This is a genomic window from Agromyces excoecariae, from assembly GCF_051715505.1.
Lineage (GTDB): Bacteria > Actinomycetota > Actinomycetes > Actinomycetales > Microbacteriaceae > Agromyces.
Window position 1 is genome coordinate 742544 of record NZ_JBPSLA010000001.1, and the last position, 13639, is coordinate 756182.

Sequence of the window (13639 nt, forward strand, 5' to 3'; positions counted from 1 at the left end):
AACTCGGTTGCGCGAACGGATGGAGTGGGATGACGGTCTGGGTGATTCGCGCGGGTCGGAACGGCGAACGCGAGCAGTGGTGCCTCGAGAACGGCATCGCGGGCGGCGGGTGGGACGAGGTCGGCGATCTCGCTGCGGCTTCTGGGCGCGAGGACGTGCGCGCCCTACTAGAAGCGACGATGCCGAATGCCAGTTCAGGCCTCGTTGCCAATCACGCCGGCCAGCTCTGGGCGCTGCGCAACATCGAGCCGGGGGATCTCGTAATCCTTCCCCTCAAGTCGACGAAGGCAATCGCAATCGGTGTCTGCACGAAGGGCTACCAGTACCGTGCGGATGCGCCCCTGAAACACACGATCTCGGTCGACTGGAAGAGAGACGACGTCCCGCGTTCAGCGATCAAGGACGACCTGCTGTACACCCTCGGCGCGATCATGACCATCTTCCGGGCGAGTCGGAACAACGCGGCCGAGCGGTTCAAGGTGGTATTGGAAACCGGTGTGGACCCTGGTTCGGCGGGGATCCGCCCGGCGCCGGCGCCACAGCCGTCACCTCGAGACGAAAATGTCGATCTCACCGACCCAATCGTCGCGCCGACCCTTGAGACGATACGCGATCGCGTGCGCTCGTTCGTCTCCGAGAACTTCAAGGGCCATAGATTCACGGAGCTGGTGGCTGAGGTGTTGAGGGCACGAGGCTTCGTGTGCGAGGTATCGCCGCCCGGTCCCGATCAGGGTGTTGACATCCTCGCCGGATCCGGGGCCCTTGGCCTCGACAGTCCGACGCTCATCGTCGAGGTGAAGTCCGAGGGTGGGCAGGTCTCGGCTCCCGTGGTCCGTGGACTGCATGGCGCCATCTCATCGCACGCCTCAGATCAAGGGTTGCTGGTGGCGTGGGGTGGAATCACCAAGGACGCCCGACGTGAGATGCGGACCGATCGGTTCAAGATTCGAGTCTGGGATGCCGACGAGTTCCTCGACCAGTTCTTCGCCGTCTACGACCAGCTTCCCGAGGAGACCCGTCGTCTTGTGCCGCTCAAGCAGGCCTGGGTACTCGACGAGGAGGCAGGATGAGTGACGTCGTAACCCCCGCAGAGCTGGCTCGCGAGCTCGGGGTCACCCAGAAGCGGATTCGTGCGTTCCTCCGATCAGGCTGGGGAACGCTTGACAGCTGGACGACGCGATGGCAGCCCACCGACCAACAGGTGTCGGCTGTGCGAGATGAGTTTCGCACCGAAGCAGCGAAGAGACCGCTTGCGGAAGTGGAGGTCACCGATCTCCTCAGCCAGTACGCGGAGATCCTCGCTGAACTTCGCGTCCGTGGCGTCTGCCGAACAGGGAATGCTCCGCTCGGCGACTACGCCGAATACCTCGTGCAGTCGGTCTATGGCGGGGAACTGGCCGCGAACTCGGCCAAGTCGTACGACCGGATCGACGCCACCGGAAGAACGGTACAGGTCAAGGCAAGGACGGTCTCAGCAGGAACGAGTCCCAGCGCCGTGTTCTCGGTGTTCCGCACCTTTGACTTCGACATCGCGTTGCTTCTCGTGTTCGACCAGGCAACGTATGAGCTGCTGTGGGCAGCGGAACTCGGACCCGAGCTGATCGAAGCGAACGCACGGTGGTCTTCGCATGTAAACGGCCACCTCCTCCGCATTCGGCAGGCGCGAGAGCTTGGCGACGACGTGACGAGTCGATTCGATGCTGCCAAGTGAGCCGGGTCGAGACTGCACCGAGAGCAGCGCCCGCTGACCTGCAGTGCGGTCAACGACGGGAGTACGGGGAGCACCGTGCTCTCCTATGAGCAGGCACATCGGAGTATCAGGCGCGCGCGTGGCCCTGCCTCGAGCTACCCGTGCCTGAATTGCGGCGACCCGGCGCGTCACTGGGCGTATCGAAATGCCTCAACCGCGGAACTGGTCGGTCCTGTTCGCGGGCGTGCAGGTAGTGCGCGCTACTCGTCCGACGTCGCCGACTACGACCCGCTCTGCGTGCTTTGCCACCGAATCCGCGATGAGCAGATCGGTGTAGAGATCTGGGAATGGCGTGGTGCTTCGGAAGCCGAGGTTGAGGAGGGGCTCTTGGAGGAGTTCCGCGACGCGATCGAGGATCTTCGCGAGGTGTGTGAGGAGGACGAACTGGATTTCGACGAAGAGCTGGATTACCTGACCGAGGAGTACATTCGGCGAGCTCGTCATACCCTTGCCTTCGTGCGTCGATGGGCATTGATGCACGGGTAGTCCTTGCTGCCGTCAGTCCGGGTGCGAGAGTTGCCGATCGGCGTTTGCAGCGAAGTCCGGGTCCACCCCGATACATCCGCCCCCACCAAGGCGCATGATCACGACGTAATCATCGAAACCGGCCGGCCGCCCGCGCGCGGCGCCCAGCGCACGCGCGCGCACGACCGCCATCCCGAACGGAGGGGAGCGGATCATGGGCATGATCGACGGCAAGGAGCTCGACCCGGTCGACGCACAAGACGTGCAGCGGCGGGTGGTCGTGAAGGTCACCGATGCGGCGCGGCGCGAGCGGGCGCTGAAGGAGCGTCCGGGTGAGCGGCGGGCGGGGGAGCAGGAGGACGACGTCGGGCGCGAGCTGGTCGATGCGGTCGGGTACCTCGGGGATGTGCTCGCGGAGTACCAGCGGCGGGTGGCCGGGGAGGCGTACCTCGAGCCGATGGTCGGGCGCGATGAGCGGGAGCGGCTCGGGCGGGGGCGGCGGGCCCGGTTCGACGGGTATGCGGCGATCACGGTGCGGGACGAGGCATCCGCTGCAGAGCTCGCCAAGGAGCTCGATGCGCGCGACGACGTCGAGACCGCCTACATCGAGGGCGGGCCGACGCCGCCTCCGGTGAATGCGGGCGACGACCCGCGCAGCGGGAACCAGGGGTACCTGGATGCCGCGCCCGACGGCATCGACGCGCGGTGGGCGTGGGGTGCCACGGATGGCACGGGCATCGGGTTCGTCGACCTCGAGCAGGGGTGGACGCTGAACCACGAGGACCTCGCGGCGGCCGGCATCACGATCATCTCGGGCGTGAGCCAGGCGTACCACGGGCACGGCACGGCGGTGCTCGGCGAGGTCGTCTCGGTCGACAACACGAAGGGCGGCGTGGGCGTCGCGCCCGGGGCATCCGCTCGGGTCGTGTCGCAGTACCGCACGTCGACGAGCTACAGCACCGCGGCGGCCATCATCTCGGCGGCCGACGCGATGTCGCCGGGCGACGTGCTGCTGCTCGAGGCGCAGACCACCGCGGCCGGGTCGTCGACGTCGTACCTTCCGGTCGAGGTCGAGCAGGCGGTGTTCGACGCCATCCGCGATGCGGTCGACTCCGGCATCGTGGTCGTCGAGGCGGCCGGCAACGGCGGCAACGACCTCGACGACTGGACGGATGCCTCCGGCCGCCACCTGCTGAAGGTCGGCGACGCCGACTACCGCGACTCCGGGGCGATCATGGTCGGCGCCGCGTCATCCGCCGCGCCGCACTCGCGGCTCGACTTCTCGAACCACGGCAGCCGCGTCGACTGCTACGCGTGGGGCCAGAACGTCGACACCACGGGCGACGGATGGACCGGCACCTCGACCACGGCGTACACCGGCGGGTTCGGCGGAACGTCGGGCGCGAGCCCGATCGTCACGGGCGCCGCGGTGCTGCTGCAGAGCTGGCGGAAGGCGCGGAAGGGGCATCCGTTCTCGCCGGGGAGCGTGCGGTCGTGGCTGTCGTCGTCGCTCAACACGCCCAGCGGCGACCCGGCCACCGACCGCATCGGGGTCATGCCCGATCTGAAGGCGATCTTCGAGCGGATCGAGTGGAACGACCGCTTCACGGGCATCGACGACCGGTTCGTGTACTGGGTGTACATCCTGTTCGGCATCATCGACGACGCGCCGGGCGTGATCTGGGTGCCGGGAAAGGGGCCGGTGCCGGTCGATCCCGACTGGCGCTCGCAGGCGGTGCGCGGGCGGCGCGAGCTGGTCGCGGCGATCGCGAAGGAGGCGCGCGGGCTCGACGGGCGGCTGACGTCGAAGCAGCTGGACCGGATCGCGGAGAAGGCGTTCAAGAACCTCGGCAGGTGAAGCGGATGGCGCGGGGGCGCCGTCATCGGCATCCATCGAGCGCGTCGGCGGCGCAGCGTGTGTCGGTCAGTCGCGTACCAGCTCGACGAGACTCGCGAGCTCGGAGAAGCTGCGCGAGACGGTGACCCAGAGCGCGTCGGCGTCGACGCGGTCGTAGTGGTGCACGACGAAATCGCGGTTGCGCGCGGCCTGCGACCAGAGCGGATCGGTGAAGCGCGACGGATCGGCGGCGACGAGGCGCTTCGCGAGATCGCCGACACGGTTCGAGAGCGCTTCGAACGCCAACGGGATAGCTGGATCGCGATCGAACTCGGCGCGACCGCGGGCGACGAGAGCCGAGGCGGTCTGCAGCGTCGCGGCGAGGTCATCGAGCCAGCGCTCGATGCGGTCGGCCGGCCTCACAGGTCGACGGCCTCGGCGAGCGCGTCGCGGTCGCGGTCCGGGTCGAGCGAACGGCGCGACACGACGTCGACCGGCCGCTCGAGCAGCAACTCCAGATCGATCTCGAACTGGGCGAGGTCGAAGAGCGACGCGTCGGGATCGGGGTCGACGAGGATGTCGATGTCGCTCTCGGGAGTCTCGTGCCCGCGCGCGACCGAGCCGAACACCTGCACCGAGCCGATGCGATTCGCGCGAGCGAGGCGCTCGATGAGCTGCCGGCGGCGGTGAAGCAGGTCGATCACCGGCTCCGCCGTGCGTTCGGCGGCGGGCGACGCCTCGCCGACGGCGGCATACGGCATCAGCACCGCCTCGGGCTTGCGGTGCGATCCGATGACGATCGGATTCGCCGCCGCTCCGTGCGCGCGGAACTGGCGGAGGAGGCCCGAGAGGCCGGCGCGCGCCTCAGCGACCGGCACGACCGGGGTGCCGGAGAGGTCGTCGAACGCGGCGTGCTGCATGGGGTCGATCGTATCAAAGATGTACAGAAATCTGTACAGAAAGCCGCCGATGATGCGCGATCATCCGCTCGTCGGTACGGCCGGCCGCCGAGATGCCGCGAACGGTTGGTTCGAAGCCGGCGACCCGACCATTTCCGGCATCTCGATCGGACGGCAGGCGTCAGCGCGCCGCGCCATCCGGCGCCGTGCTCCACAACGCCCACGCCACGAGCACCGGCTGCAGGAACAACCGCAGGAACCGCGCGCGGTCGGTTCGCATGAGCGGCACCGAACGTCCGGTGCGCCAGTGGTGGACGTTGCCGGGGAACACCGCCACGAAGAACGCCGCGATCGCGAGGCCCACGCGCCGGCGCTCGCGGGGGAGCGCGACCGCGGCCGCGCCGAGCAGGATCTCGGCCGCGCCCGACGCGATCACGACGGCATCCTTGTCAGCCGGATCGGTCGCCACCCAGTCGGGCACCGCGATGCGGAACCCCTTCCGCGCCCAGAACAGGTGCGACAGCCCCGCGAAGACGAGCATGCCCGCGAGCAGCCAGCGTGCGACCGAGCGGATGACGCTGAGCGGGCCAGGTCGGCGGGGGCGTTGCGTTCGTGCGGAGCGTCGGGTGCGGGTAGGCATCGGGCCAGTCTGGCAGGCGCGACCCGCGTTCAGCACCGCTCGTCCGAGCCGGATTCGGCGGGGATCAGGCCCTCAGCCCGCCAAGCGACATCCAGACTTCACCGCATCACCCCGCCACGCGGCATCCGCTCGCCTCGCATCACCCCTTGCCGCGACCGCCGCCCGTGAACTCGACGTTCGCCGCGCGCTCGCCGCCGAACGGCGTCGTCACCGCGACCGTGCCGCAGAGGCCCGACCACGACTTCTGCGTCTTCAGGTCGACCTGGTAGGTGCCATCGGGCCGAAGCTGGAGCGCCGCGCCCGCCGGGAACTCGAGGTCGACCACGAGGGCGCCGCCGCTGCACGTCGCGAGCTCGACCGAGATCGCCACGTCGCCGCCGGCGAGGTTCGTGACCGGGGTGCCGGAGGCATCCGTCACCGCGAACTTCAGCGGCAGGCGATCGCCCGCCTTCAGCTTCGTCGAGCCGGGCAGGTTGGTCACCGGCGACCCGAACGGCGACACGGTGTACGCGACCGGATCGGCCTCCACCTCGACCGCGCCGATGTCGCAGGCCGCGCCCTGGGGGCGGATGACGCCGCGCTGGTCGGTCAGCAGGTCGCTCGGCGCCGGGGTAGCCGACGGGCAGGACAGCTCGCCAGGTGCGATCGCATCGAGCGCCGGGGAGCCGGCGCCGGGGAGCATGGTCGGGGTCGTCCCGCCGTTGTCGGCCAACGGTCCCAGGAGGGCGTCGACGTTGCTCCCCCAGGCCGCGCCCGCCGGGGCGGAGAAGCCGCAGGACGAGCCGGAGTCGATGTTCCCGCCGGCATCGTCCACCGGGAGGTCGCAGTTCGACTTGCCGGCCTCGGCGGCGAACACCGAGCCGCTGACGACCCACGTCTCGTACCCCTCGTTGAGGCTCGCGCCCACGGTCGTGGCGCTGTTCTCGGCGAACGACGAGTTGCGGATGGTCGCACGGCCCCCCGTGTTGAACGAGCCGATTCCGCCGCCGGCGGCGGCGCTGTTGCCGTGGAACGTCGACCGGTCGACCACGAGTTCGGCCTTCACGTAGATCCCCCCGCCGCGGAGGTCGGCGACGTTCGCGGCGAACGTCGAGCGGTCGACGCGGAGCCGCGGATTGTCGTTGTAGATCGCGCCTCCGTTCAGCCCCGACACGTTGTCGACGAACGTCGACCCGGAGATCGAGCCGACGAAGCCCCCGACCAACATCGCGCCGCCCGCGCCGTTCGACGAGTTCTGCTCGAACGTCGAATCCGTCACGGTGACGACTCCGTCCGTGGAGACCGCGCCGCCGCTCACGCCGGCATCGTTCGATGCGAACGTCGAGCCCGTCAGGGTCATCGTGCCGGAGTTCATGATCGCGCCGCCGTCGTAGGTGGCCGAGTTCCCGTCGAGGGTCGAGTCCTCGACGACGAGAGTTCCCGTCGCGCGATTCAGGATGGCGCCGCCCCGCTCTCCGAGGTGGTCCGCCAGCCGCGCGTCGATCACCCGGACGGTGCCGTCGTTCAGGATCGCGCCACCGCCATCGCCGCCGGATCCGCCGTCGGATCCGTTGACGACGGCGACGTCCTGCAGGGTCAGGGTGCCAGAGGCGATCACGGTGAACGGACGGTTGAGATTCCCGCCTGAGATCGTCGGAACCCGGGCGGATCCGAGGATCGTCAGGCCCGCGCCATCCGTCACCGTCGGCAGCGGTGCATCCAGCACGATCGACGTCACCGCCGGTGCGAAGGTGATGACGTCCGCGCCGCTTCCGGCGACGCAGTCGCCGCCCGACGTGTCCGCGTCGGCGTCGGCATTGGCCACCGCCTCAGGCAGTGTGCACTGGCTGTCTCCGGCGATCGCGAACGGAGAATCGGACGTCACGACCAGGCTCGCGGCCTCGGCCGGTGCCGCAGTGAGGGCGACGAGGCCCCCGGCGAGGGCGATGACCGCGAGGGCCGAGACCGCCCTCCGCGAGCGCGGGACCCGTGCTGATCCCTGCGAGTCCCGTGTCCGGGCGGTTCCGATGGCACGCATGATGCTCCCTCCCGGACGCGGGCATCGTCGCACCGCGCGGTTGGTGCACGATACTCCGGCCCGGAATCGGAGATCAGTCCCCGTTCGCGGGTCAGCTATCGCGGGGCCTGCGCGGCCCCGCGACATCCGCTGCCCTTCTCTAAGCTGCCCTAGACCAGCGCCGCCTCCCGCTTCGCGGCCTCCATCCGCCCCAACCGCTGCCACGTCTCGACGACCGTGTCGGGGTTCAGCGAGATCGACGAGATGCCCTGCGACATGAGCCATTCGGCGAAGTCGGGGTGGTCGCTCGGGCCCTGGCCGCAGATGCCGACGTACTTGCCGCGCGAGACGCACGCCTCGATCGCCATGCTCAGCATCTTCAGCACGGCGGGGTCGCGCTCGTCGAAGACGCGGGCCATCTCGGCCGAGTCGCGGTCGACGCCGAGCGTGAGCTGCGTGAGGTCGTTCGAACCGATCGAGAAGCCGTCGAAGTGGTTGAGGAACTCGTGCGCGAGCACGGCGTTGCTCGGCACCTCGCACATCATCACGACCTGCAGGCCGTTCTGCCCGCGGACCAGTCCGTTCTCGGCGAGCGCCGCGATGACGGCCTCGGCCTCGGCGATCGTCCGGACGAACGGGATCATGATCTTGACGTTCGTCAGGCCCATCTCGTCGCGCACGAACTTCAGCGCCTGGCACTCGAGGTCGAAGCACTCCCGGAACCCCGGCGACACGTAGCGCGACGCCCCCCGGAAGCCGAGCATCGGGTTCTCCTCATCGGGCTCGTACCGGTCGCCGCCGACCAGGTTCGCGTACTCGTTCGACTTGAAGTCCGACATCCGCACGATCACCGGGCCGGGCGCGAACGCGGCCGCCAGCGTCGAGACGCCCTCGGCGACGCGCTTGACGAAGAAGTCGCGCGCGCCGGCGTAGGGCGCGATGCGCTTGCGGATCTCCTTCGCCACCTCGGGCGCCTGGTCGTCGACGTCGAGCAGCGCCTTCGGGTGGATGCCGATCTGCCGGTTGATGATGAACTCGAGGCGGGCCAGTCCGATGCCGTCGTTCGGGGTCTGCGCGAAGTTGAACGCCTGCTCGGGAGTTCCGACGTTCATCATCACCGAGGTCGGGATCTCGGGGAGGTCGCCGAGGTCGGTGTACTCGATCGAGTAGTCGAGGGTGCCGTCGTAGACGTACCCGGTCTCGCCCTCGCCGCACGAGACGGTGACCTGCTGTCCCTCGACGAGGGTGGAGGTGCCGTCACCCGTGCCGACGACGGCGGGCACGCCGAGCTCGCGGGCGATGATCGCCGCGTGGCAGGTGCGGCCGCCGCGGTTCGTGATGATCGCCGACGCCATCTTCATCACCGGCTCCCAGTCGGGGTCGGTCATGTCGGCCACGAGCACATCGCCGGGGTTGAACTCGTGCATGTCGTCGATGGAGGTGAGCACGCGCGCCGGGCCGGCGCCGATCTTGTGCCCGATCGCCCGGCCCTCGGTGACGACCGTGCCGCGCTCGCCGAGGACGAACCGCTCGGTGCGGCCCGTCCGGCGGGCGACGACCGTCTCGGGGCGGGCCTGCACGATGTACAGGCGGCCGTCGACGCCGTCCTTCGCCCACTCGATGTCCATGGGGCGGCCGTAGTGCTTCTCGATGCTCACCGCGTAGCGGGCGAGCTCCTCGATCTCGGCGTCGTTCAGGCTGAAGCGTCGCGCCTCGACCGGCGTCACCGGCACGAACTCGACCGTGCGACCCACGTGCTTCGACTTCGTGTAGATCATCTTCGTGGCCTTCTCACCCGCGGTCCGCTTCAGGATGGCGGGGCGGCCCGCGTTCAGCGCCGGCTTGTACACGACGAACTCGTCGGGATTGACCGCGCCCTGCACGACGCCCTCGCCGAGGCCGTACGCCGACGTGATGAGCACCGCGTTCGAGAAGCCCGACTCGGTGTCGATCGTGAACATCACGCCCGACGAGGCGAGGTCGCTGCGCACCATCCGCTGGATGCCCACCGACAGCGCGACGTCGAGGTGCGCGAAGCCGTGGTGCACGCGGTAGGAGATCGCGCGGTCGTTGTAGAGCGACGCGAAGACCTCGTGCACGGCCTGGAGGATCTGGTCGATGCCGCGGATGTTGAGGAACGTCTCCTGCTGGCCGGCGAAGGACGCATCGGGGAGGTCCTCCGCGGTGGCGCTCGAGCGCACCGCCCAGGAGACCGGGTCGGCCGGATCCTCGCCCTCGGTGAGGCGCGCGTAGGCTTCGCGGATCTCGGCCTCGAGCTCGTCCTGCAGCGGCGTCGCGATGATGTCCTCGCGGATGGCACGGCCGGCGCGGGCCAGGGCCAGCGTGTCGGAGCTGTCGAGCCCGAGGAGGGTCGCGGCGATCCGGTCCTCGAGCCCGGTCTGGGCGAGGAAGGTGCGGAACGCGTCGGCCGTGGTCGCGAACCCCTCGGGCACGTTCACGCCAGCGGCGCCGAGGTTGTGGATGAGTTCACCGAGCGAGGCGTTCTTGCCGCCCACCTTCCCGATGTCGTCGAGGCCGAGGTCGGAGAGCCAGAGGATGTTGGTGGTCACGGTGGACTCCCTTTCGTGAAGCGATGGGATCGGCGGGTGGATGCCGGTGAATCGAGGTTGCCTCACGGCTCGAAGGTCGCTGCGCCAAATCGAGGCGAAAGAATCGCGAGATTTACTCGAATCGTGCGAGTTTGGCGACCTTGACGCGAAGGTCCATGCAAGAACGCGTGAATGTTTCGTGCGTATGACGCGCCGCTGGGCGTTGATGCGCCCGGTGCGCTCAACTCCGCTCAGGCGGCGCGGCCTCGCGCAGCATCCGGAACTCGTGCCGGCCCAGGAGCCTGAGCATCCACTCGGCCGGCGGGCCGAACGCCCGCAGGCCGGCATCCGTCGCCATGGGCTCGGGAGCCCCGACGGGGATCTCGCGACGCTTCCAGACGATCGTGCCGCCGTCCGCGGCGATGAGCTTGCGATACCAGTTCACCTCGTCGCCGTAGGTGAGCTCCGAGACGAACCCACCAGGGACGCGCGCAAGGATGAGCGGAGTCTCGAACGTGCGACCGCTCTTGCGGCCGACGGTGCGCACGATCGAGAACGGCGGGATGCCCCGGCGCGCCATGCCGAGGGTGACGTGGTTCAGCGTGTGCTTGATGAAGGTGAGCCATCCGCGCTTGAAGCGTCCCATCGCCATGCCCCGAACGTACGACGCTCGCGCGTCGACGTCGAGGTCCCGGTGGACCGCGCGCGACGGGCCCTACCGATGCAGGTGCGCCGGCTGCCCCGTCGCGCCGCGGATGTCCTTCTCCGCGGTGTGCAGCATGCGCTCGGCGAGGTTGCGCAGCGCGCGCGACACGGCGAGCTCGTCGCCGATCTCGGGCACGCTCGGATCGAGCGGATTGCGCTGCGCGTGGCCGTCGCCGGTCACGTCCATCCCTGCCGGAGTGCGCAGGCTGACGTGCGCCCAGGTGCGGTCTTCTTGCTCGTCGATGTCGACGGTGACGCTCCACTGCTTCGTCGCAGTCATGGAACTCACCACCCCTCCCGGTCGGTTCCACGGCCAGCGTAGGCCGGGCCGGCGCGGGCGGCGCCGAGTCCGTGCAAGGTGTCCACCCAACTAGCGCACGAGCCCGATCGCCAGGCCGTCCCACCCCTTCGCGCCGACGGTCTGGAGCGCCGTCGCCTCCACCCGCGGGTCGCTGCCCAGGAGCTCGAGGCCCCGCCGCGTGCCGACCACCATCGGGTCGACGCTGGCCGCGTCGGCGACCTCGCCGGCGCGGCCGATGTTGTCGACGACGATGAGCGTGCCGGGCCGTCCGAGCCGGATCGCCCAGTCGAGGTAGAGCGCGTTCGACTCCTTGTCGGCGTCGATGAAGACCATGTCGAAAGGGGTGCCAGCGTCGGCTCGGCCGCGGTCGGCGAGGAACTCGGCGAGCCGGGGCAGCGTGTCGGCGGCACGGCCGACGATGATCTCGACGCGGTCATCGACATCCGCTCGCTCGAGGTTGCCCCGCGCGACGTCGGCGTGCCGTTGCTCGAGCTCCAGCGTCACGACGAGACCGTCAGGGCGGATGCCTCGGGCCAGGTGGATCGTCGAATAGCCGCCCAGGGTGCCGATCTCGAGCACCCGTCGGGCTCCCGTCATGCGGGCGAGCATCTCGAGGAACCGGCCCGCGAGCGGGGTGACCTCGATCGAGGGAAGGCCGGCGGCGAGCGAGTCGCGGCGGGCGGCGGTCAGGGCGGGGTCGTCATCGAGCAGGGTCGCCGCGAGGTAGTCGTCGACGCGGCGCCAGTTCGCAAGGGTGGGCTCGGCCATGGGGTCAGCCTCGTCGCGGTGCGACGGGGCGTCAACGGGTGGACGGGTCGCGCCACGCCCCGAGCTTCTCCGGGTTCATCACGATCCACAGGTCGGCGACTCGGCCGGCGACGACGTTGAGGTTGACGACGCCGATCACCACGCCGTCGCGGAGCACCGCGAAGCCCGTGCCATCCGTCGTGGCCGTCGGCTCGACCCGGTCGGTCGGGTTCTTGGCGAGCAGGCCGAGCAGGAACCGCGCCACGTTCTCGGCACCGAACACCGGCTTGCGGGCCGCCGAGACGACGCCCCCGCCATCGGAGCGGAGCGTCACGTTGGGATCGAGCACGCGGGTGAGGGCGGCGAGGTCACCGGCCTGCGTGGCGGCGGCGAAGGCGGCGACCACCGCATCGTGCTCCGCACGCGAGACGTGCCGGGAGCGCTCGGCGGCCACGCGGCGCCTCGCCGAGGTCGCGAGCTGGCGCACGGCGGCGGGCGATCGCCCGACGATCTCGGCGATCTCCGGGAACGGCACCGCGAACACGTCGTGCAGCACGAACGACACCCGCTCGGGCGGCGTCATCGCCTCGAGCACGACGAGCAGCGCGCTGCTCACCGCCTCGTCGAGGGTCACGCGGTCGAGCGGGTCGGCCGTGGCATCCGCCTGCGCGGTCACCGGACCGCCGGTGACCCCGGCCGAGACGGCGCCGACGGATGCCGCGGCCGCGCCGGTGCCCGCGGCGAAGTACCCGGCCGGCAGCGGCTCGGGCAGCCACGGGCCGACGTAGCGCTCGCGCCGGGCGCGCGCGGTTCCCAGCAGGTCGAGGCACACGCGCCCCGCGACGCGGGTCAGCCAGCCCGCGGGGTTCGCGATCGCGTCGCGCTCGGCATCCGACATCCGATACCAGCGCACGTAGGTCTCCTGCACGGCGTCCTCGGCCTCGCCGGTCGTGCCGAGCATGCGGTAGGCGAGGGCGAGCAGCCGGCGTCGCTCATCGATCACGTCGGCGAGGTCGGTGCTGTCGTCGCTGTCGTCGCGGTCGTCGCGCCCCGGGTCATCCGTCATCGTCATCCCATCCCTTCCACCCAGCATGACGACACAGCGGCACGAATCGTGAGTTCCGTCACACTTCGGGCCGCCGTTTCGTCAGAGCTTGCATGAGCAGAATCCATTCGGCCGCGCTCGCCGCATCGGCCGCCATCGCGTTCCTCGTCGGCGTGTGGGCGTTCGTCGCCCCCCGCTCGTTCTACGACTCCTTCCCCGGTGTCCTCGGCACGTGGATCTCCACCGACGGCGCCTTCAACGAGCACCTGATCCGAGACGTCGGCGCCTTCTACCTCGGGCTGGGCGTCGCGAGCGTCGCCGGACTCGTCTGGCGGAGCGCGGGGGTGTTCCGCACGCTCGGACTCGCCTGGACCGTGTTCGGCGCGCTGCACCTCGGCTACCACGTCACGCACCTCGGGCATCAGGGTGCCGCCGATGACATCGCCGCGATCACGTCGCTCTCGATCGCGCTCGCGCTGGGCGTCGTGCTGCTGATCCCCGGGCGCGACCGGGGCCGAGCGGATGGCGCGGGCGCGGCGGATGCCGCCGGGCGCGCGTCGCGCGTCGACGCGTCGCCCGCCCGCGCGCCGCACGAAGACGCGTCGCACGTCGACGCGTCGCCCGCCCGCAGCGCGGGCCCCGCGGCATCCGCGCCAGCCCAGACACGAACCGCCACCGCGACGACGGAGGTGAACCGATGAGGAT

The 13639-nt window shown here is 69.9% G+C and carries 14 protein-coding genes; 5 read left to right on the forward strand and 9 right to left on the reverse strand.

All coding sequences use genetic code 11. The features are described 5' to 3' along the window. Positions 1-29: 29 nt before the first annotated feature. From ACSJD1_RS03430 to ACSJD1_RS03445, 4 genes are all read left to right on the forward strand, one after another. Positions 30-1070 (forward strand): restriction endonuclease, encoded by a 1041-nt coding sequence (locus ACSJD1_RS03430; protein ID WP_438853910.1) that lies wholly within the window; start codon positions 30-32, stop codon positions 1068-1070. Next, the gene (locus ACSJD1_RS03435; protein WP_438853911.1) at positions 1067-1711 is read left to right on the forward strand and encodes a DUF6998 domain-containing protein; all 645 of its coding nucleotides are present in this window, start codon (positions 1067-1069) and stop codon (positions 1709-1711) included. The genes ACSJD1_RS03430 and ACSJD1_RS03435 overlap by 4 nt, the downstream gene beginning before the upstream one ends. 75 nt (positions 1712-1786) lie before the next feature. Beyond that, entirely contained in the window at positions 1787-2236 is a 450-nt protein-coding gene (locus ACSJD1_RS03440; protein WP_438853912.1) for a hypothetical protein, read from the forward strand. A gap of 193 nt (positions 2237-2429) precedes the next feature. Further along, on the forward strand, positions 2430-4073 hold the full coding sequence (locus tag ACSJD1_RS03445; protein ID WP_438853913.1) for a S8 family peptidase: 1644 nt from the start codon (positions 2430-2432) through the stop codon (positions 4071-4073). 66 nt (positions 4074-4139) lie between these two features. Here the strand turns inward: ACSJD1_RS03445 and ACSJD1_RS03450 are convergent, their stop codons facing one another. From ACSJD1_RS03450 to ACSJD1_RS03490, 9 genes are all read right to left on the reverse strand, one after another. Then, the gene (locus tag ACSJD1_RS03450) at positions 4140-4475 is read right to left on the reverse strand and encodes a HepT-like ribonuclease domain-containing protein (protein ID WP_438853914.1); all 336 of its coding nucleotides are present in this window, start codon (positions 4473-4475) and stop codon (positions 4140-4142) included. Beyond that, a complete protein-coding gene (locus ACSJD1_RS03455) occupies positions 4472-4972 on the reverse strand; it encodes a nucleotidyltransferase domain-containing protein (RefSeq protein ID WP_438853915.1) in 501 nt (166 codons plus the stop codon). Before ACSJD1_RS03455 ends, ACSJD1_RS03450 begins: the two co-directional genes overlap by 4 nt. Before the next feature lie 160 nt (positions 4973-5132). Further along, a complete protein-coding gene (locus ACSJD1_RS03460; protein ID WP_438854117.1) occupies positions 5133-5525 on the reverse strand; it encodes a DoxX family protein in 393 nt (130 codons plus the stop codon). A 205-nt stretch (positions 5526-5730) separates the two neighbouring features. Then, on the reverse strand, positions 5731-7608 hold the full coding sequence (locus ACSJD1_RS03465) for a choice-of-anchor Q domain-containing protein (protein WP_438853916.1): 1878 nt from the start codon (positions 7606-7608) through the stop codon (positions 5731-5733). Positions 7609-7757: 149 nt separating this feature from the next. Further along, complete coding sequence (gene ppsA, locus ACSJD1_RS03470) at positions 7758-10157, reverse strand: phosphoenolpyruvate synthase (RefSeq protein ID WP_438853917.1); 2400 nt, start codon at positions 10155-10157, stop codon at positions 7758-7760. Positions 10158-10377: 220 nt separating this feature from the next. Beyond that, a complete protein-coding gene (locus ACSJD1_RS03475; protein WP_438853918.1) occupies positions 10378-10788 on the reverse strand; it encodes a PNPOx family protein in 411 nt (136 codons plus the stop codon). Between the two features lie 63 nt (positions 10789-10851). Then, complete coding sequence (locus ACSJD1_RS03480) at positions 10852-11121, reverse strand: DUF1876 domain-containing protein (RefSeq protein ID WP_438853919.1); 270 nt, start codon at positions 11119-11121, stop codon at positions 10852-10854. Between the two features lie 90 nt (positions 11122-11211). Beyond that, positions 11212-11910, reverse strand: a complete 699-nt coding sequence (locus ACSJD1_RS03485; RefSeq protein WP_438853920.1) for an O-methyltransferase — start codon at positions 11908-11910, stop codon at positions 11212-11214. 31 nt (positions 11911-11941) lie between these two features. Then, positions 11942-12961 carry a sigma-70 family RNA polymerase sigma factor gene (locus ACSJD1_RS03490; protein WP_438853921.1) on the reverse strand — a complete coding sequence of 340 codons (1020 nt, stop codon included), beginning with the start codon at positions 12959-12961 and terminating at the stop codon, positions 11942-11944. A gap of 86 nt (positions 12962-13047) precedes the next feature. Here ACSJD1_RS03490 and ACSJD1_RS03495 point away from each other — a divergent pair, with 86 nt between their 5' ends. After that, the gene (locus ACSJD1_RS03495) at positions 13048-13635 is read left to right on the forward strand and encodes a hypothetical protein (RefSeq protein WP_438853922.1); all 588 of its coding nucleotides are present in this window, start codon (positions 13048-13050) and stop codon (positions 13633-13635) included. Positions 13636-13639 lie beyond the last annotated feature (4 nt).